At 45.1% G+C, this 22987-nt stretch carries 22 protein-coding genes; 12 read left to right on the forward strand and 10 right to left on the reverse strand.

The window, feature by feature from the left end; genetic code table 11:
• Window positions 1–160: 160 nt before the first annotated feature.
• The 4 genes from DLE54_RS10575 (at window position 161) to DLE54_RS10590 (ending at window position 3688) form a co-directional block, all read left to right on the forward strand.
• The gene (locus DLE54_RS10575) at window positions 161–1150 is read left to right on the forward strand and encodes a metallophosphoesterase (RefSeq protein WP_110817118.1); all 990 of its coding nucleotides are present in this window, start codon (window positions 161–163) and stop codon (window positions 1148–1150) included.
• 109 nt (window positions 1151–1259) lie between these two features.
• The gene (gene purE / locus DLE54_RS10580) at window positions 1260–1820 is read left to right on the forward strand and encodes a 5-(carboxyamino)imidazole ribonucleotide mutase (protein WP_011961416.1); all 561 of its coding nucleotides are present in this window, start codon (window positions 1260–1262) and stop codon (window positions 1818–1820) included.
• Between the two features lie 174 nt (window positions 1821–1994).
• On the forward strand, window positions 1995–3194 hold the full coding sequence (locus DLE54_RS10585) for a 5-(carboxyamino)imidazole ribonucleotide synthase (RefSeq protein ID WP_110817119.1): 1200 nt from the start codon (window positions 1995–1997) through the stop codon (window positions 3192–3194).
• Between the two features lie 44 nt (window positions 3195–3238).
• A complete protein-coding gene (locus tag DLE54_RS10590; RefSeq protein ID WP_041773844.1) occupies window positions 3239–3688 on the forward strand; it encodes a YaiI/YqxD family protein in 450 nt (149 codons plus the stop codon).
• A 91-nt stretch (window positions 3689–3779) separates the two neighbouring features.
• Here the strand turns inward: DLE54_RS10590 and epmA are convergent, their stop codons facing one another.
• From epmA to DLE54_RS10620, 6 genes are all read right to left on the reverse strand, one after another.
• Complete coding sequence (gene epmA / locus DLE54_RS10595; RefSeq protein WP_110817120.1) at window positions 3780–4772, reverse strand: EF-P lysine aminoacylase EpmA; 993 nt, start codon at window positions 4770–4772, stop codon at window positions 3780–3782.
• A 49-nt stretch (window positions 4773–4821) separates the two neighbouring features.
• Window positions 4822–5946, reverse strand: coding sequence for a 4-phosphoerythronate dehydrogenase (locus DLE54_RS10600; RefSeq protein ID WP_110817121.1), 1125 nt, complete (start codon window positions 5944–5946; stop codon window positions 4822–4824).
• Window positions 5947–6086: 140 nt separating this feature from the next.
• Window positions 6087–7316 (reverse strand): AI-2E family transporter, encoded by a 1230-nt coding sequence (locus tag DLE54_RS10605; protein ID WP_110817122.1) that lies wholly within the window; start codon window positions 7314–7316, stop codon window positions 6087–6089.
• Window positions 7317–7522: 206 nt separating this feature from the next.
• Window positions 7523–9616 (reverse strand): glycine--tRNA ligase subunit beta, encoded by a 2094-nt coding sequence (gene glyS, locus DLE54_RS10610; protein WP_110817123.1) that lies wholly within the window; start codon window positions 9614–9616, stop codon window positions 7523–7525.
• Between the two features lie 57 nt (window positions 9617–9673).
• Window positions 9674–10627 (reverse strand): glycine--tRNA ligase subunit alpha, encoded by a 954-nt coding sequence (glyQ, locus tag DLE54_RS10615; protein ID WP_011961423.1) that lies wholly within the window; start codon window positions 10625–10627, stop codon window positions 9674–9676.
• A 321-nt stretch (window positions 10628–10948) separates the two neighbouring features.
• On the reverse strand, window positions 10949–11164 hold the full coding sequence (locus DLE54_RS10620) for a PspC domain-containing protein (RefSeq protein WP_011961424.1): 216 nt from the start codon (window positions 11162–11164) through the stop codon (window positions 10949–10951).
• A gap of 480 nt (window positions 11165–11644) precedes the next feature.
• On the opposite strand from DLE54_RS10620, the gene nadR reads away from it, so the two are divergent.
• Window positions 11645–12703, forward strand: coding sequence for a multifunctional transcriptional regulator/nicotinamide-nucleotide adenylyltransferase/ribosylnicotinamide kinase NadR (gene nadR, locus DLE54_RS10625; protein WP_227535683.1), 1059 nt, complete (start codon window positions 11645–11647; stop codon window positions 12701–12703).
• Window positions 12704–12795: 92 nt separating this feature from the next.
• Window positions 12796–13539, forward strand: coding sequence for a nicotinamide riboside transporter PnuC (pnuC, locus tag DLE54_RS10630; protein ID WP_110817124.1), 744 nt, complete (start codon window positions 12796–12798; stop codon window positions 13537–13539).
• 88 nt (window positions 13540–13627) lie between these two features.
• Here the strand turns inward: pnuC and htpX are convergent, their stop codons facing one another.
• On the reverse strand, window positions 13628–14539 hold the full coding sequence (gene htpX / locus DLE54_RS10635) for a protease HtpX (RefSeq protein ID WP_011961427.1): 912 nt from the start codon (window positions 14537–14539) through the stop codon (window positions 13628–13630).
• Window positions 14540–14808: 269 nt separating this feature from the next.
• Between htpX and DLE54_RS10640 the strand changes: the two genes are divergently transcribed.
• From DLE54_RS10640 to DLE54_RS10650, 3 genes are all read left to right on the forward strand, one after another.
• The gene (locus DLE54_RS10640) at window positions 14809–15258 is read left to right on the forward strand and encodes a DUF962 domain-containing protein (RefSeq protein WP_011961428.1); all 450 of its coding nucleotides are present in this window, start codon (window positions 14809–14811) and stop codon (window positions 15256–15258) included.
• A gap of 268 nt (window positions 15259–15526) precedes the next feature.
• Complete coding sequence (locus DLE54_RS10645; protein ID WP_110817125.1) at window positions 15527–16126, forward strand: YceI family protein; 600 nt, start codon at window positions 15527–15529, stop codon at window positions 16124–16126.
• A gap of 168 nt (window positions 16127–16294) precedes the next feature.
• Window positions 16295–17500 (forward strand): low temperature requirement protein A, encoded by a 1206-nt coding sequence (locus tag DLE54_RS10650; protein WP_011961430.1) that lies wholly within the window; start codon window positions 16295–16297, stop codon window positions 17498–17500.
• A 111-nt stretch (window positions 17501–17611) separates the two neighbouring features.
• On the opposite strand, the gene DLE54_RS10655 is transcribed toward DLE54_RS10650, so the two are convergent.
• The 3 genes from DLE54_RS10655 to tyrS form a co-directional block, all read right to left on the reverse strand.
• Window positions 17612–17851: a DUF1653 domain-containing protein gene (locus tag DLE54_RS10655; protein WP_110817126.1), complete on the reverse strand. Its 240-nt coding sequence runs from the start codon at window positions 17849–17851 to the stop codon at window positions 17612–17614.
• Window positions 17844–18425, reverse strand: a complete 582-nt coding sequence (locus DLE54_RS10660; RefSeq protein WP_227535260.1) for a GNAT family N-acetyltransferase — start codon at window positions 18423–18425, stop codon at window positions 17844–17846. Before DLE54_RS10660 ends, DLE54_RS10655 begins: the two co-directional genes overlap by 8 nt.
• A 116-nt stretch (window positions 18426–18541) precedes the next feature.
• Entirely contained in the window at window positions 18542–19786 is a 1245-nt protein-coding gene (gene tyrS, locus DLE54_RS10665) for a tyrosine--tRNA ligase (RefSeq protein ID WP_011961433.1), read from the reverse strand.
• Window positions 19787–20283: 497 nt separating this feature from the next.
• Here tyrS and accB point away from each other — a divergent pair, with 497 nt between their 5' ends.
• The 3 genes from accB to pxpB all read left to right on the forward strand — a co-directional run bounded on the left by accB (window position 20284) and on the right by pxpB (window position 22961).
• Window positions 20284–20790 carry an acetyl-CoA carboxylase biotin carboxyl carrier protein gene (gene accB, locus DLE54_RS10670; protein ID WP_110817128.1) on the forward strand — a complete coding sequence of 169 codons (507 nt, stop codon included), beginning with the start codon at window positions 20284–20286 and terminating at the stop codon, window positions 20788–20790.
• A 91-nt stretch (window positions 20791–20881) separates the two neighbouring features.
• Window positions 20882–22228 carry an acetyl-CoA carboxylase biotin carboxylase subunit gene (gene accC, locus DLE54_RS10675; protein WP_110817129.1) on the forward strand — a complete coding sequence of 449 codons (1347 nt, stop codon included), beginning with the start codon at window positions 20882–20884 and terminating at the stop codon, window positions 22226–22228.
• A 37-nt stretch (window positions 22229–22265) separates the two neighbouring features.
• Window positions 22266–22961 carry a 5-oxoprolinase subunit PxpB gene (gene pxpB / locus DLE54_RS10680; protein ID WP_011961436.1) on the forward strand — a complete coding sequence of 232 codons (696 nt, stop codon included), beginning with the start codon at window positions 22266–22268 and terminating at the stop codon, window positions 22959–22961.
• The last annotated feature ends 26 nt before the right edge of the window (window positions 22962–22987 follow it).

Raw genomic sequence — 22987 nt, forward strand, 5'->3', positions numbered from 1 at the left:
TTTTTTGTTTTTGACTGGGCTGTTTTTGACGAGCCTACCCGGTTCAATGCTATTATCAAGCCAGAAGTTAGCTAACACAGCCACAATAATAAGTACAATTTTGGCAAATGAACTACCCGCCACCTCTCCCCCTTTACTTTTAACCAGTTGGAGTCTGCCTATGATTTATGATGTTATTGGAGACATTCACGGTCATGCCGATAAGCTCAAAGGATTGCTTGATAAGCTTGGTTATAAGATGACCCAGCATGAAACTTTGAATATCTCGTACTATCAGCCGCCACCAAACCACAGAGCGATATTTATTGGTGATTTGATCGACCGTGGCCCCCATGAGATTGAAACCTTACAACTCGTGTTTGCTATGCTTGATGCCGGCGTTGCTGATGCTTTGATGGGTAATCATGAATACAATGCGCTTGCTTATGCCACTGTCGATGACATGGCCGAGCCTACTCAGGGCAAACTTAAGTATTTGCGCTCGCACAATCAAACGCATACTCATCAACACCAAGCTTTTTTAGATGAGATACCGTTTGGCTCTGAAACGCACAATTATTGGTTAACTCGCTTTTATGAGTTACCGCTGTGGATAGAGACTGAACATGCTTGTTTCGTACACGCCTGCTGGGATGTCGATAGTATGGCGGTGTTAAAGCCCTATTTAACTGAGGATAATCGCTTAACATTTGAGGCCTTGCAGCGCAGCAGTCAGAAGCACTCACCAGAGTATGACGCTCTAGAGCGAGTGCTCAAAGGCGTAGAGGTTGCTTTACCAGAGGGGACAAGTTTTACTGATAAAGATGGCGCAGTGCGTCACCGTATGCGAGTCAAATGGTGGCAGCAGCCGCTACAAGGAGAGCGCATCGTTGATATCGCCCGAGCCGCACGCTCAGATTTGGCACAAATTCCGCAGCAGGCCCGAGTAGAAGATTTGAGCTTTGAGCTGCTGACAGACAAGCCCATATTTGTCGGTCATTACTGGCTAAATGGTGAGCCTGAGCCGCTAAGTTCTCAAGTGGTGTGTACCGATTATTCGGTCGCAGGACAAGGCCATATGACGGCCTATCGCTTCGATACTCAGCAGCCTCTGCCCCTTTGTTCTGATAACTTTATACAATATAAGCCATCTGCCATAACCCCTGAATAGAGTGCATACAGATGGCTTTAAATAAGCGTTAATTGGGTTTTGAAAAAGGTGCTTTTTATTAGCGCAAAAATTTTGTATGATGAATGTTTTTTGCAAGGAAACTCAAACCATGGCAAATGCCACCAACCACCCGCAAGCTGACGCTCCTCTTGGACCGATTCAATCTCCTGCAGGCACCCCAAAAGTGGGCATTATTATGGGCTCGCAATCTGATTGGGCCACCATGAGTTTGGGTGTTCAATTATTGGCCGACTTCGGTGTGCCTTTTGAATGTGAGGTTGTCTCAGCCCATCGCACTCCAGACAAGCTATTTGATTATGCTAAATCTGCTAAAGACAAAGGTCTACAGGTGATCATCGCCGGCGCAGGCGGCGCCGCGCATCTGCCCGGTATGTGTGCCAGCCAAACTGAGCTGCCGGTACTTGGCGTACCAGTGAAATCCTCAACCCTAAGCGGCTGGGACAGCTTGTTATCAATTGTACAGATGCCAAAAGGTATTGCTGTAGGCACCTTAGCCATTGGCACAGCAGGTGCTTATAACGCAGGTTTACTGGCGATTCAGATTCTGGCTTTACAAGATGACGCACTGGCCAAACAGCTGGTTGAGTTTCGTCAAAATCAGACTGAAACGGTATTGGCGAGCCCGACCCCTGGCATCATAAACAGCTAAGTTTGCTATACTTGAGTAGTAATAGACGAACCAGATGGTGAACAAAGGGGTGCTGTGAGCACCTTTTTGTTTTTTATTTTTGTGCGATACCCTTGTTGTCCAAATCATCTTATTATTTATTGTTATTTTTACGGTTTTGACTTCTCCTACTTTTCACTAATTTAAGAGCCAAACATGACCACAGCCAACGCTTATCCTGCCAACCAAACCATCCGCACCATCGGTATTCTAGGTGGCGGTCAACTCGGTATGATGCTGGCAGAAGCCGCACTACCTTTGGGCTACCGCTGCGTATTTTTAGAAGACGCGCCCCATTGCCCCGCCTCACTGTACGGCCAAGTCTTTACCAGTGAGCAATTAGACGACTTCGTTGCTGCAGCCGATGTGTTTACCTTAGAGTTTGAAAACACGCCTGCCAAAACGGTGGCTTGGCTCAAGCAGCTATCAGATGAGGGCACCAAGCAAGGGATGTATCCACCACCACAAGCCTTAGAGGTGGCGCAGGACCGCTTAAGCGAAAAATCCTTATTTAATGAGCTGGGTATCCAGACCGTGCCATTTAAGAGCGTCAGCTCAGAGCAAGAGTTGCAAGCGGCTGCCCAAGAGCTGGGGCTACCGTTGGTATTAAAGACCAGCCGCGGCGGTTATGATGGTAAGGGTCAATTTGTACTAAAAACAGAAGCAGATATCAATGAGGCCTGGCAGGCTTTGGGGGAGGCTGTGACCGGCAAAGGCAACTTGACCCCCACTCCAGCCCCTCTTATCGCAGAAGGCTTTATCAACTTTAGCCGCGAAGTTTCTATCATCGCCACCCGTGCTCAAGATGGCAGCATGCGCACCTATGACTTGGTAGAAAACCACCACCACAATGGTATATTGGCCAAGTCGCAAGCACCTGCCGTGGGGACCAGCCACTTATTGCCTGCTGCTAAGTCTGCCATTGAAACCTTAATGAGCCACTTAGATTATGTCGGTACTATGGCACTTGAGCTGTTCGTCAGCAAAGATGCTGCGGGTAAAGATACCATTTTGGCCAATGAGATCGCGCCTCGGGTACACAACTCAGGACATTGGAGCATTGAGGGGGCGGTCACCAGTCAATTCGAGAACCACATTCGTGCTGTGGTCGGTCTACCACTGGGTGATACCGATAATGTTTATCCGTCAATGATGATTAATGTCTTGGGCCAATATCCCAATATTGAGGAGGTACTAAAAATCGATGGCGCTCATTATCACACCTATCACAAAGAGGAGCGTGACGATCGCAAGATTGCCCACATAACCTTGATGCCAAATGACGTGGCTGCCCTTGAGCAGGCCTTGGCTGCTTTGGTACGTGCCTTGCCTAATAAGATGGGGCTCGAGTCTTGAGCTTAGATACTCAAGCTGCCAATCTGGCCAAACCACAAGCGGGCATGACCATCTGGATTGACGCCGATGCTTGCCCCTTGGTGGTGAAAGATCTGATTACCAAGACGGTTATTCGCACCAATACTCCGGCAATATTTGTCGCCAATCAGCCGATTAAAGTGCGCAAGTCTCCGCTTATTAGCATGAAGGTGGTGGGGTCAGGCTTTGATGTGGCAGATGACTATATTGCCGATCATGTGTCACCTGGTGATTTGGTGATCACCAGCGATATCCCTTTGGCCAATGATGTGCTAAATAATGGTGGTCAGGTACTAACCCCACATGGCATTATTTATGACAAAAACAACATTAAGCAGAAGCTAAATGCCCGTGATTTTATGGATACCATGCGCTCAACGGGCATGCTGGATTTAACCCAAATGGGCGGTCAAAAACCGTATTCGGATAAAGATAAAAAGCAATTTGCTGATGGGCTTAATAAGTTGGTGCGTTAAGCTTCGTATTTCTGCCTAAATTAACGGTGCGTCTTTTATGACTATTTGAGTCATTGATGCAAGTGGCCGTGTGCGCTTATGACTAAATTCCCTACGCCTGCCCAATACCAAACCCAATAACCTCATCGATACTTGCAGCGCCCGTTACCACCATTAACAGACGATCGACGCCCAGCGCAATGCCGCTACAGGCTGGCAGCTCATCGCACGCGGCTACCAGACGCTCATCAATGGGCATCACCGGTAATCCGCGGCGGATCCGTTCTGCATTGTCCGCTTCAAACCGAGCTTGCAGCGCAGCCCCATCTGCCAACTCATCATAAGCATTGGCAATCTCTATACCCTTGATATACAGCTCAAAGCGCTTGGCCACCTCATTACCCTGCTCATCTATCTCCAGCTTAGCTAAAGCCGCAGTAGCAGGCGGATAGTCGGTAATAATCGTTGGCATATCATGGCCCAAATTAGGCTCTACAAGATGGCTAAATAATACATCAAGCCAGCCTTGGCGGTCTTCACCTAAGTCAAGCCCACCCAGCCCCTGCTCATTGGCAGCATTGATAATCAACTCAAGGTTAGCACTCAAGGGATGAATACCCACATAATCAATAAATGCTTGGCTATAGCTATAGTGGGCTAAAGGTTGTGGCTGCCCATATACCACAGCCAGTAAGTCAGACAGCTCAGCGGCCAACGCCTCTAAGTTAAAACCCGGCCGATACCACTCAAGCATGGTAAATTCACTGTTGTGGCGACGACCCACCTCGTTGTCGCGAAACACAGAGCAGATCTGATACATAGCCACTTTCCACGTCGCCAGCATACGCTTCATCGCAAACTCAGGTGATGTATGTAAATAATAAGTTTTTGGTTTATCGGCAACAGTGATATTGGTCGAAATAGACGGCACAAACACATCCGTATTGCCCGCCTGCGACATCAACGGTGTCTGCACCTCTAACACCTGACGCTCCGCGAAAAAATGACGCAAAGTGGCCATTAGCTGGGCACGTTTAAAAGCCATCTCTAGGCTCATACTTGGCGCAAATAGCACAGGTGACGTTAAACGCTCATCACTCATCATAACTCTCTTGCTCTTGTATTATTTGGTATTTTGTCTATAAAGTGGATGCTTAATCGAATAACCACTCACGGCGCAAAGTGTAGTTTTTTCTAAGCGCATCAAAGTCAGTTCCTAGCACCGCCCCAGCCTGTTCATTCACACTGTCTCTGAGCTGTCTGTCATCCGCATTGATGTCATAAAACTGCGGCAGTTTTTCAGGCAACTGTTTTAACTGCGACCAGTGATAAGGATTGGCGGGCAATAAATCAGCCATTAAATCTGTCTCTTTAATACTCAAAATATCCGCACCCTTCTCACCATAAGAGCGTACAAAAGCATCAAATATCATTTGCGTACCTCGCAGCTTACCCTCAAGGGTGTAGCCGGCAATATGCGGCGTAGCAAGGGTTAGCTTATCTAGCAGCTCAGCAGAAACGGTCGGCTCATTTTCAAACACATCAAGCACCACTTGACGCTCAGGATTTTGATTTAAATCAGCCAATAAGTCCGCTTCACTAACCACTGCGCCGCGTGAGGTATTAATGAGCATTGTGGTGCTGGGCATTTTAGCCAAAGCGTCTGCATCAATCATATGATAGGTGGGCAGCTCGCTATGCCCTGTCAGGGTCAAGGGTACGTGTAGGCTAATCACATCACTCTGTGCTAACACTTTCTCAACGCTTGCGTTATTAATCACAGATGCAGATTGAAACGGGTCATAACCGAGTACTTCCCAGCCCAAATCTAGCGCATAACGCGCCAGCGTACTGCCAATATTACCCAAGCCAATAATGCCTAGTTTGACAGGCTTGTCCGACTGACTGGTATTACTTGCCCAGTATTCAGGGCGCAGTTGCAAAATAGCGCTCATCACATACTGCGCTACAGAATGCTTGCTACAGCCTGCGGCATTGGCAAAACGCATACCTCTGAGGCTCACATAGCCTTCATTGACGTGGTCGGTACCAATGGTGGCTGAGCCAATAAATTTAACGCTTTGGTTGGTATCGAGCAGCTTGGCATCAATCTGCGTCACCGAACGAATAAGCAGTACATCCGGCTGATACTGTTGTAGCGCATCAGCGGTAATGTCACGTCCAGCCATGCTAATCACCTGAATAGGATGATTTAGAGTCTGCTCATTAAAATAATCGTGCAGATGAGCAATGTTACTATCGGCAATAATGGTGAGCATAAAAAAGTCAGTCCTTATTTAAGTAAAAAGCGGGGTGATACAGACCATTAGGTTAAAACTGTGGTTATCTGTCTCTTAGGTCAATGAGTGATCTGTGATCTGTGTTCTGCTCTTGGCAGCTGTGCCGTCAGTCCTTTAGCCTAGTCATTATGAGGCTGCTTGTCATCTGAGGTATCCGGCTCCTCTTTTGGTGCATCGGCAAAGGGATACTTGCTAAAAGTCACCACATTGGGCGATATCTCTAACGCCATGGGTCTATCGGCCGGCTTCCACTGATGCTCATCAAGCTGCGCATAACAGGGCGCAAAGATAACATTGCGGTGCTGATTAATCCATTCACGCCATACTGCCAGCGCAATGGCCAATACCACAGGACCAATGAATAAGCCCACAAAACCAAAGGCAGTCAGGCCACCGAGCACCCCAATAAAGATAATAATAAACGGAATTTTGGTGGCACCAGAGATAACAATCGGGCGAATTAAATTATCAACCCAGCTGATTACCAGCATCCCCCATAATGCCAAGCCTATGGCCTCTGGCGTATGGCCTTGGGTTAATAGCCAGATGGACACACCCATCCAAGCAAAAGGGGTTCCAAAGGGCACTAATGCCACCACAAACGTCATTAAAGTCAACAAGATAGGACTGGGTGCACCAGCAAAATAATAACCGACACCTGCCAATAAAGCCTGCGCCAAAGCGGTCAGACCAATGCCATACACCACAGCCTGAGTGGTGGAGCCTACTGAGTCTAGATAATCGTCGATACGGTTACCAATAATATTACGCAGCGCTTGGCGAATTTGTTTGATCAGGCTGATGCCATCTCGGTAAAAGAAGAAGATGGTCATAAGCGCCATACCCAATTTGGCCATGGTACTAAAGGCCACATCGAGCGCCACCTTGCCATAATACAAATGCGACTGCAACCAAGCTCTAAAAGCACTCAAAGAGGCTTCAGGGTCTTTATTAATCTCCCACAAAATATCTTTGATCTGCTGACCAATGACCGGTAGGTTTTTGATCTCTTGTGGCACATCAACATAGCCAACCTTGATGCGGTACAACAAGTTACTATATAGGTTAACGGCCTCTTGTTGTAGCACAAAAAGACCTAACACAATAGGTACCCCTAGCATAAGCGAGATGCTCACGGTCATAATACCGGCGCTAACATTGGGGCTAAGTTTGACTTTTTTATGGAAGAAATTATAAATAGGAAAGGTCACGTAGGCCAAAATAGCGGCCCATAAAGCCGGTACAATAAAAAACTGTACCACCCTAAAGCAAAGAATAAACAAAATGACCAATAAAGTAGCAGTCAGCACACGCTGTGTGACCAGCTCTCGTGTCCAGTTTTCAATCATGACAGCGCATACCCAAGTAACGTAACAGAGAATTTCAAAGCAGTTTAAGCCACCCTATTATGCGATAAGATTTCAAAAATGAGTAATGTTAACTTGTAACTTTTACTTACAATATTACAGCCGTCTTTGACGTTGTTTAAGCTCTAAAAAAAGAGCATAACGCAAAAACGTCATGCCCTTAAATTAGCCCTTATCAAGATGACACATTAAATCTGTAATTCACCCACATCGGCCACCGTCAAAAACAGCTCGCGTACTTGCTTAAGCAAGGTCAAACGATTGACTTTAAGTGCCTCATCTTCGCTGTTGACCATCACATTATCAAAGAAGCCGGTCAAGGGCACCTCTAATGTGGCAAGAGATTGTAAGATCTGAGTGTACTGAGCTTCTGCTTGTAACGGCGCCACTTCAGTTTTGGCCGTACTTAACGCCTGATACAAGGCTTTTTCTGCATCCTCAGTCAGTAGCGACTCATCAACTGCCTCACCCACTTGACCTTCAGATTTGGCTAAGATATTGGCCACGCGCTTATTAATTTCAGCCAACGTCGCTGCTTGTGGCAAGCTGCGGAACTCATTCACTGCATGGATACGTTGGTCAAAATCAAGCGGCATGTGTGGGTTAATCGCGAGCACTGCCTGAATGGTATCTACACTCACACCTTGCTCGGTATACATAGCGCGGTAGCGTGAGTTAATAAAGTCGATAACCTGAGCTAAGGTCTCGCCCGCTTTAGGCAGTTTATCTTGGTAATTTAAAATGGCCTGCTCAATTAAGCTGACCAAATTAATGGGCAGCTGTTTTTCGATTAAAATACGCAGTACCCCAATGGCTGAGCGGCGTAAGCTAAATGGATCTTTTGAGCCTGTAGGGGCTTGGTCAATACCAAAGATACCCACTAATGTATCAATGCGATCGGCCAGTGCTAAGCAAATACCCACAGCGGTTTGTGGCAGTTTGTCACCACTGAACTTCGGCAAATACTGCTCCTCAATGGCCGCCGCAATCGCCTCAGGCTCACCATTTAGACGTGCATAATAAGTACCCGCCACCCCTTGTAGCTCTGGAAACTCACCAACCAGCGTGCTGGTTAAGTCGGCTTTGGACAACATGGCCGCGCGTGTAGCTTGTGCCACGTCGATGTCTGCGTAGCCGGCAATATTTTGCTGTCTAAAAGTCGCTGCAATGAAGGCAGCAAGCTTGGCAATACGCTCAGATTTTTCCCAAATCGTGCCTAATTTGTCTTGGAAGACGCGATTTTTTAGGCTCTCAGCCATCTCGATCAGTGGCTGTTTTTGATCTTGTAAGAAGAAAAACTCAGCATCAGCAAGGCGTGGGCGTACTACTTTTTCGTTACCGCTGACCACTTGGCTTGGGTCTTTGGATTCGATGTTACTGATAAAGATAAAATACGGTTGCAGCTTGCCTTCACTGTCGGTTAAACAAAAATACTTTTGGTCTGCCTGCATGGTGCTAATCAGCGCCTCTTGTGGCACTTGTAAGAAGCGCTCCTCAAAGCTGGCGCGAAGTGCCACGGGTAAATCTACCAATGAGGTCACCTCATCGAGCAAGTCTTGCGGTACGATGGCACGGGCATTTACTTCATCGGCCAAGGCAGTAACGCGCTCACTGATGAGCTGCTGACGACGGTCAAAGTCGGCAATAACTTTAGCACTCTCAAGCACGCTAAGATAGTCGCTAGCATGCGCAATAGTGATAGGATTTGGAGAGTGATAACGGTGACCTAATGTCTGATTACCGGCGTCAAGACCTTGCACAGTGGCGTCAATCACTTGATCATCTTGCATCAACACCAACCATTTTACAGGACGCACAAACTCTTCGCGGCTGGCGCCTGAGCGCATACGTTTGGCAATGGGCAGATTGTCTAAAGCGGTTTGAAAAATATTGGGCAGCAGCTCAGTGGTGGCTTGACCTTGAATGGTTAGCTCATAGCCAATGTAATCGCCTTTGTCCGTTTCGATAGTGATAAGCTCACTGGCATCAATACCTAGGCCTTTAGCGAAGCCTTCTGCAGCACGGGTAGGCTTACCCTCAGCATCATAGGCGGCTTTTACTGCAGGTCCACGTTTTTGTTCAGTGCGGTCCGGCTGCTTTTCACTAATGCCTTCAATTTCGATGGCCAGACGGCGCGGCGCAGCATAGGCCTTTAGGCTGTCATAGCTGATATTAGCCTCTTGTAGTTGGCTCTCAACACTAGCTTTTAACGAATCACGTAATGGCTTTAGGCTTTTTGGTGGTAGCTCTTCACTACCTAATTCAAATAAAATTGTACTCATGAGGGTCTCTGATTTTTTTAACAAGGTATAAGGTTACTGGCGAATCACAATACGGACTTACTTTGCCGCTTGATCAGGCTCTGGGCTGTTGTCTTTGGGCAAATACTTCTCTAACGCTTTAGCCTTGTGCTCTTCAGCAGCCAAAGGGAAGCCAAGTTTTGCGCGAGCCTGTACATAGCCTTGTGCCACTTTGCGAGCCAGCGTACGTACTCTTAAAATAAAGCGTTGACGCTCAGTAACCGAAATCGCCCCACGCGCATCAAGCAAGTTAAAGGTATGTGACGCTTTTAACACCATCTCATAGGCAGGCAGCGGCAAGTCGGCTTCTACCAGCTTATCTGCTTGCTGCTCATAAAAATCAAATAGCTCAAACATCTTAGGCACATCGGCGTGCTCAAAGTTATAGGTCGACTGCTCTACTTCGTTTTGATGGAACACATCACCATAAGTCACTTTACCAAACTCACCATCGGTCCAAACAAGGTCATACACACTGTCTACGCCTTGGATATACATGGCCAGTCGCTCAAGGCCATAAGTGATTTCACCGGTTACTGGGAAGCACTCAAGGCCGCCCACTTGTTGGAAGTAGGTAAACTGAGTCACCTCCATACCATTTAACCACACCTCCCAGCCCAGACCCCAAGCACCTAGCGTTGGCGATTCCCAGTTGTCTTCTACAAAGCGCACATCATGGGTTAAGGTATCGATACCGATTGCTTCTAGTGAGCCTAAATACAGCTCTTGAATATTGGGTGGGTTGGGCTTCATCACAACTTGGAATTGATAATAATGCTGCAAACGGTTGGGGTTGTTACCATAACGACCATCGGTCGGACGGCGTGACGGCTGTACATACGCGGCGTTCCAAACTTCAGGGCCTAATGAGCGCAAAAAAGTCGCTGTGTGAAACGTGCCCGCCCCAACTTCCATATCATAAGGCTGTAATACCACGCAGCCTTTGTTGGCCCAATAGGTTTGCAAAGTTAAAATGAGTTCTTGAAAGGTCATAATGTCGCCATGTTTTGATTAAAATAAGGGTTAATAGACAGCAAAAAAATGTGAGCTTAGCCTCTTTTTTTTGAGGGGTTACCTTTGGTACGCTCACCTTACTAAAAAATCGCTATTTTATCTATATTCAGAGCCCAATTGATGCAAATATAGACAAAAAAATACCTAGATGGTAACCCATCTAGGCAGGAGGAAAGTGGTGCTGTCGTGGCCTAGATACGACCACTTAAGTATTTTAATTATAGTTATCTATATCGACGTTATTGTTATTGGTATTTTTAATCGCAACATAAAATAAATAGCTTGTCTTAAATAAGGCAATTAAGAGACATAAGAGTCTGCGGTTGCCTTTGGCATAATTAACCAAAGAATCAAATAGATTAAGATACCGGGTACTGCCACACTTGCCGTAGAAATAAACACGAATAAGATACGGGTCAGATTAGGTGACCAACCAAAATATTCAGCAATACCGCCCATTACCCCAGCGATCATTCGATGATTACGCGAACGATGAAGCTTGTTAAGTTTTGCCATAGTTATTCTCCCTATCAAGACAAGAGCGTCAATCTAAGATTAGTGTTTAAGCACATCGCCTATAAAGTACGGCTTAAAACCTTAAACTACTGCTTAAAATATCAAATAAAATAAATCCTACTTAATATTATGGGGATTCAAGGTATGATAGACAAGGTACAAACAGATTAATAAAAAGCATTAAAACCCAAGTTACACCCTTTGATTGACTGAGTTAATTATAGCGTATGATTTAACTATTGCTGTTGAGAATTTAGGCGAAGTTTGTAACTTTATAATCACAAAGTATTGCACAATCCTAGCCCAATTATAAAAGCAGCTATCGACAGGTAAAGCAATGTTTTAAAAAGGGTTATTAAGGGTTTTTAGCGCATACAAAAATGACAGACGCTTTTTTGAACGTGACTAAAAACCCATAGATCTTTATCAAAAAAATATTAAGCTAAGCTACATTAAATAAAAAAATATTATCCAACTAACATTGTTAAGGAGCAGTATATGCAAAAGTCAGGACTTATGATTGGTCACTTTGAACCGCTACATTTAGGTCATATTCGCAGTATTTTGCACGCCTCATCTATGGTTGAGGTGCTTCACATTGTGATTACTCGCCACCCCAATCCCAATCAAAAGTTCCCGGTTACTTTGCAAGATAAGGCACGCTGGTTACAGATGGCGTGTAGCGACTTACCTTTTATCAAAATTCACACCTGTGATGATTTTTCGTTCCCAGTTCACGACAGCATCGAGGACATTACGATTAATATCGATGGCTATAATGCCAAGATTGACTACATCCAAGATAAATTCAATATGGATGAGGACACCGTATTGTTGGTCACTGAAGGCCATCCACTGTCTAAGCCGTCAGTGACTTCTGCGCTAAACACCCAAGTGGCCACTACCCCGCTACACCCTGAATTTGACAGTACCGCCATTCATTACAACCCCATTGCCAACTGGGATATTATTCATCCTGAAGCGCGTGGCAACTATACCCGCACTGTCGCTATCGTTGGCGGTGAAAGCTCAGGTAAGACCACATTGTCACACAAGATTGCCAACTACTATGGCGCAGACTTAGTACTTGAGATGGGCCGTTTGTATGTGGGCACAGATTTGGGTGGTACTGAAGAGGGGCTACAATACAGCGACTACGGACCCATTGCGTTAGACCACGCTCAAGCGGTGCGTGAGACCTTATATCAAGCTCAGTCACCGGTCACCATTGTTGATACCGATTTTGTCACCACTCAAGCTTTTTGTGAGGAATATGAGGGACGTACCCATCCGTTCGTCACTGCCTGTATTGAAGAGTTTCGCTTCGATCATACCTTGTTTTTGGCCAATAACACCCCGTGGATAGATGATGGCATGCGCTCTTTGGGTACCCCAAGTGCCAGAGATCGTTTTGAGAGTAGACTGACTGATATTTTTGCGCGTCATAATATCCAAACTTATCGTATTGATAGTCCAGATTATTTTGCACGCTATGAGCAGGCCATTGCTTATATCGATCAACATATCTTTGGAAAGTAGGCCTGTTTATTGCGCCATAACATCCCGTACACTCAAAAAATCTTACCAGATGACGATAACTCAATCTCACCAATCACATAATTAGGACTGATATGCGTATAGAACTGCTAGATAATCTGACCGGTAAATGGGCAATGCAATGGATTGTTGCTTGGTTCGTGTTCGGGGTAATCGCCTTGAGCACCGGCTTTTGGCTCACCACAGAACATACCCGCTTAGATTGGTTTTATCTGGGGGTATCTTTGGTCGGTCTGGTGTGTGTGGTCTCCCTCTCGTTCCGCCGCAATGTTATGGGCAACGGCTTGGGCATGGCAGCCACTGCCGGTGAGGTAGTTGTACAAGGTACTTCAGGTGCCGTGGGCTTAATGCTGGCGCCTTTATTTAACTTTTTTACTCATGTGTACGGTCTGGTGTATTGGTCAAAAAACACCGATCCAGACGGCAATATGGTGCCCAAATCTGCGACCAAATGGGTGTGGCTAGTCACCCTTGCCTTTATCGCCATTGGTCTGGCCATGTTCCCTATCGTGAATGACTTTTTAGCCCAAAAGGGCTACGCTGTGGTACAAGATGATGGCAGTCAGTTTTTAGGCCTCATTGATTTTTATTGGATTAACGTTTTTGCCTTTGTGCTGTCTATTACCGCTCAGGCCACTATGATCTTACGTTATTCTTTTAACTGGTGGATTTGGATTGCCGTAAACTTTGTGTGGCTCATTGTCAATTTAATGAGTGGTAACTATATCTTTGCTATCCAAACCATGGTGTATCAGATTAATGCCTTTATTGGTCTGTATGAATGGCAACGTAGTGCAAGTCAAAACAAAGTGGGCTAAAAGCTATCGTGTAAACAAAAAAATACCGCGATCTTCATCGCGGTATTTTTTATGAGGATACGTTATAGGGTCTATGTGATTTAATGACTTAAGACTGGCCTGGCGTGTACTTTTTTAACGCTTCAATACGGTCATCAAGGGTGGGATGAGAGCGAAAGAAATTAGCAATACTAAAGCCTTGTGTCTGACCTGATGAGATGGCAAAAGCTTGCATGTTTTCAGGCATCTGATCGGGACGTGCTTCGGCCGGACGCAGCGCATTTAACGCACTGATCATCTTGTCACGGCCAGCAAGCTTAGCGCCCATAGCATCGGCACGGAACTCACGCTGACGTGAGAACCACATCACAATCGCTGATGCTAAAAAGCCCAATAAAATATCCATCACAATACTGGTCACAAAATAGCCAATACCTGGGCCATCTTCGTTCTTGAAGACGACTCTATCTACAAAGCTGCCGACAATACGAGCAAAGAACATCACAAAGGCGTTAACCACCCCTTGAATGAGGGCTAAAGTGACCATATCACCATTGGCCACGTGACCAATTTCGTGTGCCAATACCGCCTCGACTTCATCTGGGGTCATGGTATGCAGTAAGCCTGAAGACACCGCTACCAGCGCTTTATTTTTATTCCAGCCCGTAGCAAACGCATTGGGCTGAGCGTTATCAAAGATACCCACCTCTGGCATATCAATATTTACCGCTTTGGCTTGTTTGGCCACTGTCTCAACCAGCCATTGCTCACTGGCATTGCGAGGCTGTTCAATCACCACGGTACCTGTAGAACGTTTTGCCATCCATTTGGATAAAAACAGTGAAATCATAGAACCGATCATGCCATATACCGCACACATTACGGCTAGGCTGGCAATGTTTAGACCCCCTGCTCCATGGACAGAACCCAGTCCAAAAACACTAGATAAAATCCCAAACACAATACTAAATACCACCAGCACTGCTAAGTTGGTCAATAAAAACAGGCCAATACGCATCATACGTTAACTTCCTTTAAATATAATTGAGAGGCAAATAAGCGATGAAATCTTAGCCAAAATCCAAGCGCCCTTTGCAGCAGTCATGACCCTCTTAAATGGGGTCTAAGCGCCAAAAAGTCAACATATCGTCTGACTAATAAAATCCTGTTTTAACCAAACAACAAGACAGCAGTTTACTTTAAGGTGGCTTATTGTAATAATGAATGACTATAAGCCGTCAATAAGTGCACGCTATCACTCTCTACCTCATTACTAATAAGGATATTAGAATGACATCACGTAAACGCTCTGAAAAGCGTAGCTTAGATCAATGGCTGGCAGATTATGCCGTTAGCCACCAAAACCCTATTAATAAAAAAATACACTGGCTGTGTGTGCCGACAATTTTTGTCAGCATATTAGGCATGGGCATGTCGCTGGCCGCTTGGTTTACCATTGTGGCGGCCATGCTGGTTGCGGTGTTCTATTTGCGCTTATCAACCCCTTTATTTATCGCCATGGGCATATTTATGCTGATCAGTATGGCCGCTATCGCTTTACTTCCTCTTGGCTTTAAAGCTTGGGCCGCTGTGTTTGTAGTGGCATGGATTGGACAATTTATCGGTCACAAGCTTGAAGGTAAAAAACCTTCTTTTTTTGAAGATTTACAATTTTTATTAATCGGTCCAGCTTGGGTAGCCAATACCTTAATGGGACGCAAGGTGGCCCCTAGTCGTTAACCAAATGTCAGCTTATAACCAAACTACAACCAAAACTGTTGGTTTTGTGGTTTTAGCTATCCCAAATTTACTAAATATTTGTTAAACTAGTGAGTGCTATATATAAGTACCCCTTATAGATTTAGGATGCCTAACCAAGGGCTGTCTGTTCAATAAGATATGTCTCACTTAGTGTAGCTTTTCATGCGACTGCTTATCGATCTAACTGACGATGGATTTGATGACTTTATAATCGCACCTTATAAAACTTATAACAGGAGAATGTACTGTGAATCTAATTCAAAAAACGCTTACTATTGCCACTGTAGTTGGCCTAGGTTCTTTAAGCGTTGCTGCCAATGCTGCGCTTTATGAAATTGATCCTGCCCATGCCAATGCTCGCTTTTCTGTAGACCATTTTGGTACCACCACGAACGCTGGCGGCTTCTACGGTCTAACAGGTGTGGTAGATTATTCTCCTGAGAAAAAACAAGGCTTTGTGGGTATTACCATTCCTATGAACGACTTAAGCACCAACTTTAAGCCTTTTGATAAGCACTTAAAATCTGCTGACTTCTTCAACGTAGAAAAATACCCTACTGCTTACTTCAAATCTACCAAATGGGAATTTGATGGCGATAAAGTAAAATCAGTCAAAGGCGAGCTAACCATGCTTGACCAAACACACCCAGTTACTTTAACAGCCACTAAGTTTAACTGCTACGATAACCCAATCTTAGAAACAAAAACTTGTGGTGGTGACTTTGAAACCACTATCGACAGAACTCAGTGGGGTATTAACACTTACACTGACGGCGGTATGATGAAAGACGTTAAACTAAAAATCCAGATCGAAGCGGGTCTAAAAGACGATAACAAAAAGTCTTAATAACCACAGGCTTTCATCACGTTTTGGTCAAGGCTGCTTTAGGGTAGACCCAACCTAGTTCATCCAAAGCACAGGCCCAAAAAAGGCGCTACTCAACAGTGGCGCCTTTTTGTGTTTCAATAAGTCAAGATTATCGTTTTTCTACAGATGACCGGAGTATCAAAATAGATGAGCCTACCCCATATTTGGCCTATTTCGGCAAGAGATACCCATGAGCCTAACCGCGCCTCAACCCCGCTTGAGCTTTTATTTGACTTGGTGTACGTGATTGCCATTTCTGCGGCAGCTCAGGGACTGTATAAAGATTTATTGGCACATGAGTATGCAGGGTTTATTACCTTTACCGTGGCATTTTTTATTCTATGGAATGCCTGGTCTAGCTTTACTTGGTTTGGTTCCGGCTACGACCCTGATGACTTGCCGTATCGGATATCGGTCATGATGCAGATGTTTGGCTCGTTACTGATTGCCGCCAATATCCACCAATTCTTCGAGCAAGGGCTGATCTGGATTGGGGTTGCAGGCTACGCCATCATGCGCTTGGCCAGCTGTAGTCAATGGTGGCGAGTGTATCGCCATGTGCCAGGCCACAAAAAGGTAGCTGGCCGCAGTATCTTTGGTCTCATAACGCTACAACTGATGTGGATAAGCTGGTTGTTTTTGCCCGCTGCAATAAAAAAACCTGCCTTATTTTTATTCATCACAGCAGAGCTGTTGATGCCCATCTGGGCCCGCTCAGAGCAATTTGATAATTGGCATCCCCGTCACATTGCAGAGCGTTATGGGTTACTTACCATTATTGTGCTTGGGGAAGGTATATTGGGCGTCAGTCAGACTATTTTGCATTTTTTAATCAGTCCGGCCTACTCAGCCTTTGCCATTATAATCTCAGGCTCAGCTTTGGTGGCGCTATTATTTGCTGTATGGTGGCTGTATTTTAGCATCCCCTTCGATGACATCTTGGATGAAGAGCGTCGCCGCCATGACTTTGTATTTTTTGGTTATGGTCATTTCTTTATTTTTGCGGCGTTGACCGGTCTGGGCAGCACCCTAAAGCTGGTCACCGAAATCATTGATGAAACTAGTGAAATAACCGCTCAAGGCATCTCTCAGTCCTATACCATGGCGATGATTATGCTACAGTTAGCAAGCTTTTTATTGGCCTTAATTACATTACGAGCGCTCATGTGCCGTAATTCGAGTCACAATATGGTTGCGGTACTGGCAAGCTTGGTTATCCTAGCCTTAAGCTACACGATGGTACATCAAGGCATTTCAATCACTTATGGCATTTGGTTTAGCGTACTGGCACCCCTGAGTCTGATTGCCTTATTTAATTGGGACAACAAGACTTGGGCCATGAAATCAGGATAATTAACAGATCAGGATAATTAACAAGGTGACATTAAGTCATCAGCAGATTAGTGTCCTAAAGCCACATCTACTACATCTACTAAATGAGACTTTGCCATTGGCAATAAACAATTAATCGGCTAAAGCCTGTATCAATTTAAAGCGCGGTACAGTCTGCCCTTCGAGCTGCACAGTCTCAGTAAACATAGCTAGGGGTCTTACCCACACGCCATATTCGCCATAAAGACAGCGATAGACCACAACTGCCTCTTCGGTTTCTGAATGGCGCGCGGTGTGTAATACTTGGTACAGATTACCTTTGTAATGCTGATAGATACCTTGGGGCACGTGATTGTTATGATGTTCACTCATAGCGTTTTTGTTTCTCTTCAAGTTGTGTTTTGGCTTGTGGCCACTCATCGGCAGTCATGCTATAAAACACCGAATCTGTAATCGTGCCGTCTTGGCGTATTCTATCGCCTCGAATGATACCGTCTTTTTTGGCACCCAGTCGTTCAATGGCATTTTGAGATTGCGTATTGATGATGTCGGTACACCACCCCACCGTCTGATAGCCTAGCGCTTCAAAAGCATGGGTTAACATCAACAACTTACACTCTGTATTCACATGGGTGCGCCAGTACGACTTGGCATACCAAGTATAGCCAATGCTTAACCGCTTAACGTCTGGTCTGATTCGATACAAACTGGTTGAGCCAATTGCTTGATTGGTAGCCATATCTATGACCGCAAACGCAATTCTGTCTTCGGTATCATTTGCTGTAGCGATATAAGTAGGTATCGACTGAGGGTCTGGCACAAAAGTATAGACTGTTTCCCACAGTTTTCCGTCTTGGCAGGCGTGTGCCAAATCAGTGGCATGCTTTTGAGTTAAAGGTTCAAGCCGTACTTTAGCAGTGGTTAATATGGGCGAATTTGGCATCATTATGTTTACCATTAATGGTTATTGCTCAATAATGATTTAGAGCTTAAAGAGCCTTGAGCATCTTGCAAAGTGCTTGATACCCAGACTCATTTACGAGGTTTGAGACGGCCCGCTTATTAAGCAATGGTCACTTTAGCAAAAGCCTTTTTACCCGCTTGAATAACTACCGATTGACCAGAGGTTAGGCTAAAGCCTGCGTTTACTTCCTCACCATCTACCTTCACTGCATTGCGCTTTAGCATGTCTTTGGCAGCAGCGCTGTTTTTGGCCAAGTCTGCTTGGTTTAAGATTTGAGTGATAAATAACGCCTCTTGACCAGCCTCTAGCTCTAAAGTTACCTCTGGTAAATCAACAGGTAACTCACCATCGGCTAAGACGTTACCGGCTGATTTGTGGGCATTTGCTGCCGCTTCGGCACCGTGGAAACGCTCGATGAGCTCTTCAGCTAGGATGCGCTTAATCTCTTGCGGATTACGGCCGGCTGCCATCTCAGCCATTAAGGCGTCCACTTCGCTCATGGGCTTAAAGCTTAAAAACTCAAAGTAGCGATGGATAAGCGAGTCTGGCATAGATAAGATTTTTTGGTACATGGTACCCGGTGCGTCTTCGATACCGACGTAATTGCCAAGTGATTTTGACATTTTATTAACGCCATCTAACCCCTCTAAGATAGGCACAGTAATGCACACTTGCGCTTCATGGCCATAACGGCCTTGTAAGGTGCGCCCCATTAATAGGTTAAAGGTCTGATCAGTCCCCCCCATCTCAACGTCCGCTTCAAGCGCAATTGAGTCATATCCTTGTACTAATGGATATAAGAATTCATGGATAGCAATCGGAGTTTGTGAGGCATAGCGCTTAGCAAAGTCATCACGTTCAAGCATACGCGATACGGTTAACTGGCTTGCCAACTGAATCATATCGCCGGCGCTCATGTCATTGAACCACTGTGAGTTAAATACTACGTTGGTTTTCTCTTTATCTAAGATTTTAAAAACCTGTTCAGCATAAGTCTTAGCATTGGCCATCACCTGCTCATCGGTAAGCGGTGGACGGGTAGTATTCTTACCAGAAGGGTCACCAATTTTAGCAGTATAGTCCCCAATCAAAAAATAGATCTCATGGCCTAAATCTTGAAAATGCTTTAATTTATTGATTAGTACTGTATGCCCTAAGTGTAAATCTGGGGCGGTGGGGTCAAAGCCGGCTTTAATTTTTAAGGGACGGCCCAGCTTTAGTTTGGCCACCAAATCTTCTTCTGAAAAAATCTCATGAGTGCCGCGCTTAATGATAGCCAGCTGCTCGTCTAGACTTAAAGCATTGGATGGACTTGATGATTGTTCTGATGTCGCTTGGCTCATAATTGCCTCAATAGTTGGGTAATGAATAGGAAATGACAGTCTAATCAGGACTATGTTAATGAGTATAAAAAATGAATGCTAGGATTTTAATGAAGAATTTAGCAAAAAGCTATGTTAGTCGCCGTTTTGGGCTTAGATTTGGCAAAAGCTTGTCTGTTTTGATTTCTATTTTTGGCGCTATTAAAAAAAATTTTATTAGGGTCAAAAACCTCGGATGTAAAAAAAAACAATTTTTTTTCGATAATTTGTCTAGATGATTTTATATTTTGTCTTTTATAAGCTATGATAATTTATAGCCCAAGTTAAACGAATCTACTCAATCCATGCGCTTATTATATTAACCTTTAATGATTGTTTAGGTGGTTTTAGGCCGTCTTTACCCAACGGGTTTGGCGTTGTAGTTTTTGTGCTATTTGCAGGATTTTTACTAGACAGCTGTTAATTGACTAACCTGTATGTCCTTGCTTCTAACTGTGTTTTGCGTTTAAGGAATCATAATGAATATAGATTTTGATCATTTAGAAAAAATAATTGCGCTCGCTGAACGCTCAAATATTCAATCATTAGAAGTGGTGGATGGATCTCAGCGCATACATGTTGTTTGTCAGGCGGCAAGCTTAGCCAATACCGCTGAGTTAGCGCATAGCCCTACCACTCATCATGTCACAAATACCCAAGCACAGACTCAAAATATCCCCGCAGCCTCATCAACTGCTACGCCCTCTTGTGATCAAGACACTGCAAAATCTGCTGACTTGGCCACCAAGACAACCGTTATCGCGCCGATGATGGGCACGTTTTACCTACGCCCTGAGCCTAATGCTGAGGTGTTTGTTCACGTTGGTGATAGCATCAAAGCTGGTGATACCCTATGTGTGATTGAAGCGATGAAAATTATGCATGAAGTCAAAGCGGAGACTGACTGTGTCATCGAGAAGATATTAATCAAAGAAGGTGATGTGGTCGAATTTGATCAGCCTTTATTTGAAACTCGCACGCTGTAAAGCAAATTCGTACCCTCTGCTTTATTTATCATTTTATGACACGCATTATTACCCTGTGTAACCTTTAACCTGCCTCTGCAAGGAAGCCGATATGTTCAAAAAAATTCTGATAGCCAATAGGGGTGAGATTGCCCTACGTATTGTCCGTGCCTGTCAACAAATGGGCATTAAATCAGTGGTGGTATATTCTCAATCAGATAAAGATACGCTTGCTGTAAGATTAGCAGATGAAAGTGTTTGTATAGGTCCTGCACCTGCTCCTAAAAGTTATTTAAACCAAGAAGCCATCATTTCAGCAGCACTCATGAGCGGTGCTGAAGCCATTCACCCCGGCTATGGATTTTTAGCCGAAAACGCCGCTTTTGCTGAAGCGGTAACTGACGCAGGATTGGTTTTTATTGGCCCTACTGCACAAAACATTCGTCAAATGGGCGACAAAGTAGAAGCCAAAAAACAAATGCTACTAGCGGGTGTTCCTTGTGTCCCTGGCTCTGAGGGCGCCTTGCCAGAAACTGAAAATGAGGTATTGGCACTCGCCGAGAAGGTCGGCTATCCGGTGATTATTAAAGCGGCCAGCGGTGGTGGTGGCCGTGGTATGCGTGTGGTCGACAAACAAAGTGAGCTGCTTAAAGCCATTGCAATGACCAAGAGTGAAGCGGAAGCCAACTTTGGTGATTCTGTGGTATATCTTGAACGTTATTTACAAAAACCACGTCATATCGAGGTGCAAGTCTTGGCCGATACCCAAGGCCACGCGATTCACTTAGGTGAGCGTGATTGCTCAATGCAGCGCCGCCATCAAAAAGTGATTGAAGAAGCCCCTGCTCCAGGTATCAGTGAATCACAGCGTCAACAAATTGGTGAGGCCTGCGTTAATGCCTGCAAGAGAATGGGCTATGTTGGTGCGGGTACGTTTGAATTTTTATATGAAAATGGCGAGTTTTTTTTCATCGAGATGAATACCCGCATTCAAGTGGAACATACCATCACCGAGTTGGTGAGTGGTATTGATATTGTCCAAGCTCAAATTACCGTAGCTGCAGGTCTACCTTTATCGTATCAACAGACTGACGTTAAGCTTTCTGGCCATGCGTTTGAATGCCGAATTAATGCCGAAAATCCTTACACCTTTTTACCCACACCCGGCAAAATCAGCTATTGCCACTTCCCTGCAGGTATGGGCGTACGTGTCGACAGTCATGTTGAGTCAGGCTCAGTGATTCCCCCCTCTTATGACAGTCTGGTGGCCAAAATATGTGTTTATGCAGCAGACAGAGCCACGGCAGTGAATTATATGCAAGCAGCACTCAAGGAAGCTAGCATAGAAGGCATTGATACCAATTTAGCTTTACATAAGCGCTTGTTTGAGGATAAAGGCTTTCAAGAAGGTGAGGTTAGTATCCATTATTTAGAACAGTGGATTGAGCAAAATATTTAATTGACTCTATATTATCAACCCTTAAAGGACTTAAGGCATGCCAAACTTGATCAGTAATGCTGAACTCAACAGCCCTGACCAGCCCACTTGGCAATTATGTAGTGAGACCAATTTAACGCTACATTTTGCTAAGCCTATCACCCTACAAAAGCAGCAGCTTTGCTGGGCTTTGGCTGATCGTATTCGCAAGCTGCTGACGGTGACCGAAGTCGTCATTGGTATGAATACTTTGAGCGTTTTTACCCAGCCATTAACTTTTATTGAGCTAAATGAGCTAAAACAACACCTAACACAGCTGATAAAACAAACAGAGGGTCAAAGCATTCAAGGCAAGCATATTCAGATACCCGTGCAATATGGCGGCGAATATGGCCCTGACCTAAAGCCGATGGCTCAGGCGTTAGGCTTGTCTGTAGAAGAGGTGGTAAAGCTACACAGCGAGGCAATTTATACCGTTTACTTTATTGGATTTCAGCCAGGATTTCCTTACTTGGGCGGCTTATCAGAAAAGCTTTATTTCCCAAGGCGAGAGACACCGCGTACTCAGGTTCCAGCAGGCTCGGTCGGTATTGGCGGTGAACAAACGGGGGTATACCCATTCTCCTCCCCAGGCGGTTGGCAATTGCTGGGGCGTACTCAGATGCCGCTGTTTGATTTGACACAAAACCCGCCGACCGCACTGAGTGCAGGAGATACTCTGCAGTTCACGGTGCTTGATATTCATTACTCGTAAACAAGGGACACGGTGCTTGATATTCA

Origin of the sequence: Psychrobacter sp. YP14, from assembly GCF_003209315.1 — a bacterium.
Lineage (GTDB): Bacteria > Pseudomonadota > Gammaproteobacteria > Pseudomonadales > Moraxellaceae > Psychrobacter > Psychrobacter raelei.

Bases quoted from the DNA above. Each gene is read 5' to 3' on its own strand.
- htpX (WP_011961427.1), bottom strand. From the start codon at position 14,539: ATGATGCGTATTGGCCTGTTTTTATTGACCAACTTAGCAGTGCTGGTG.
- glyQ (WP_011961423.1), bottom strand. From the start codon at position 10,627: ATGACCTTTCAAGAACTCATTTTAACTTTGCAAACCTATTGGGCCAAC.
- DLE54_RS10605 (WP_110817122.1), bottom strand. From the start codon at position 7,316: ATGATTGAAAACTGGACACGAGAGCTGGTCACACAGCGTGTGCTGACT.
- DLE54_RS10655 (WP_110817126.1), bottom strand. From the start codon at position 17,851: ATGAGTGAACATCATAACAATCACGTGCCCCAAGGTATCTATCAGCAT.
- purE (WP_011961416.1), top strand. From the start codon at position 1,260: ATGGCAAATGCCACCAACCACCCGCAAGCTGACGCTCCTCTTGGACCG.
- DLE54_RS10585 (WP_110817119.1), top strand. From the start codon at position 1,995: ATGACCACAGCCAACGCTTATCCTGCCAACCAAACCATCCGCACCATC.
- pxpB (WP_011961436.1), top strand. From the start codon at position 22,266: ATGCCAAACTTGATCAGTAATGCTGAACTCAACAGCCCTGACCAGCCC.
- epmA (WP_110817120.1), bottom strand. From the start codon at position 4,772: ATGATGAGTGATGAGCGTTTAACGTCACCTGTGCTATTTGCGCCAAGT.
- accB (WP_110817128.1), top strand. From the start codon at position 20,284: ATGAATATAGATTTTGATCATTTAGAAAAAATAATTGCGCTCGCTGAA.
- DLE54_RS10660 (WP_227535260.1), bottom strand. From the start codon at position 18,425: ATGATGCCAAATTCGCCCATATTAACCACTGCTAAAGTACGGCTTGAA.
- DLE54_RS10600 (WP_110817121.1), bottom strand. From the start codon at position 5,946: ATGCTCACCATTATTGCCGATAGTAACATTGCTCATCTGCACGATTAT.
- tyrS (WP_011961433.1), bottom strand. From the start codon at position 19,786: ATGAGCCAAGCGACATCAGAACAATCATCAAGTCCATCCAATGCTTTA.
- DLE54_RS10650 (WP_011961430.1), top strand. From the start codon at position 16,295: ATGAGCCTACCCCATATTTGGCCTATTTCGGCAAGAGATACCCATGAG.
- DLE54_RS10640 (WP_011961428.1), top strand. From the start codon at position 14,809: ATGACATCACGTAAACGCTCTGAAAAGCGTAGCTTAGATCAATGGCTG.
- pnuC (WP_110817124.1), top strand. From the start codon at position 12,796: ATGCGTATAGAACTGCTAGATAATCTGACCGGTAAATGGGCAATGCAA.
- DLE54_RS10620 (WP_011961424.1), bottom strand. From the start codon at position 11,164: ATGGCAAAACTTAACAAGCTTCATCGTTCGCGTAATCATCGAATGATC.
- DLE54_RS10590 (WP_041773844.1), top strand. From the start codon at position 3,239: ATGACCATCTGGATTGACGCCGATGCTTGCCCCTTGGTGGTGAAAGAT.
- accC (WP_110817129.1), top strand. From the start codon at position 20,882: ATGTTCAAAAAAATTCTGATAGCCAATAGGGGTGAGATTGCCCTACGT.
- DLE54_RS10575 (WP_110817118.1), top strand. From the start codon at position 161: ATGATTTATGATGTTATTGGAGACATTCACGGTCATGCCGATAAGCTC.
- glyS (WP_110817123.1), bottom strand. From the start codon at position 9,616: ATGAGTACAATTTTATTTGAATTAGGTAGTGAAGAGCTACCACCAAAA.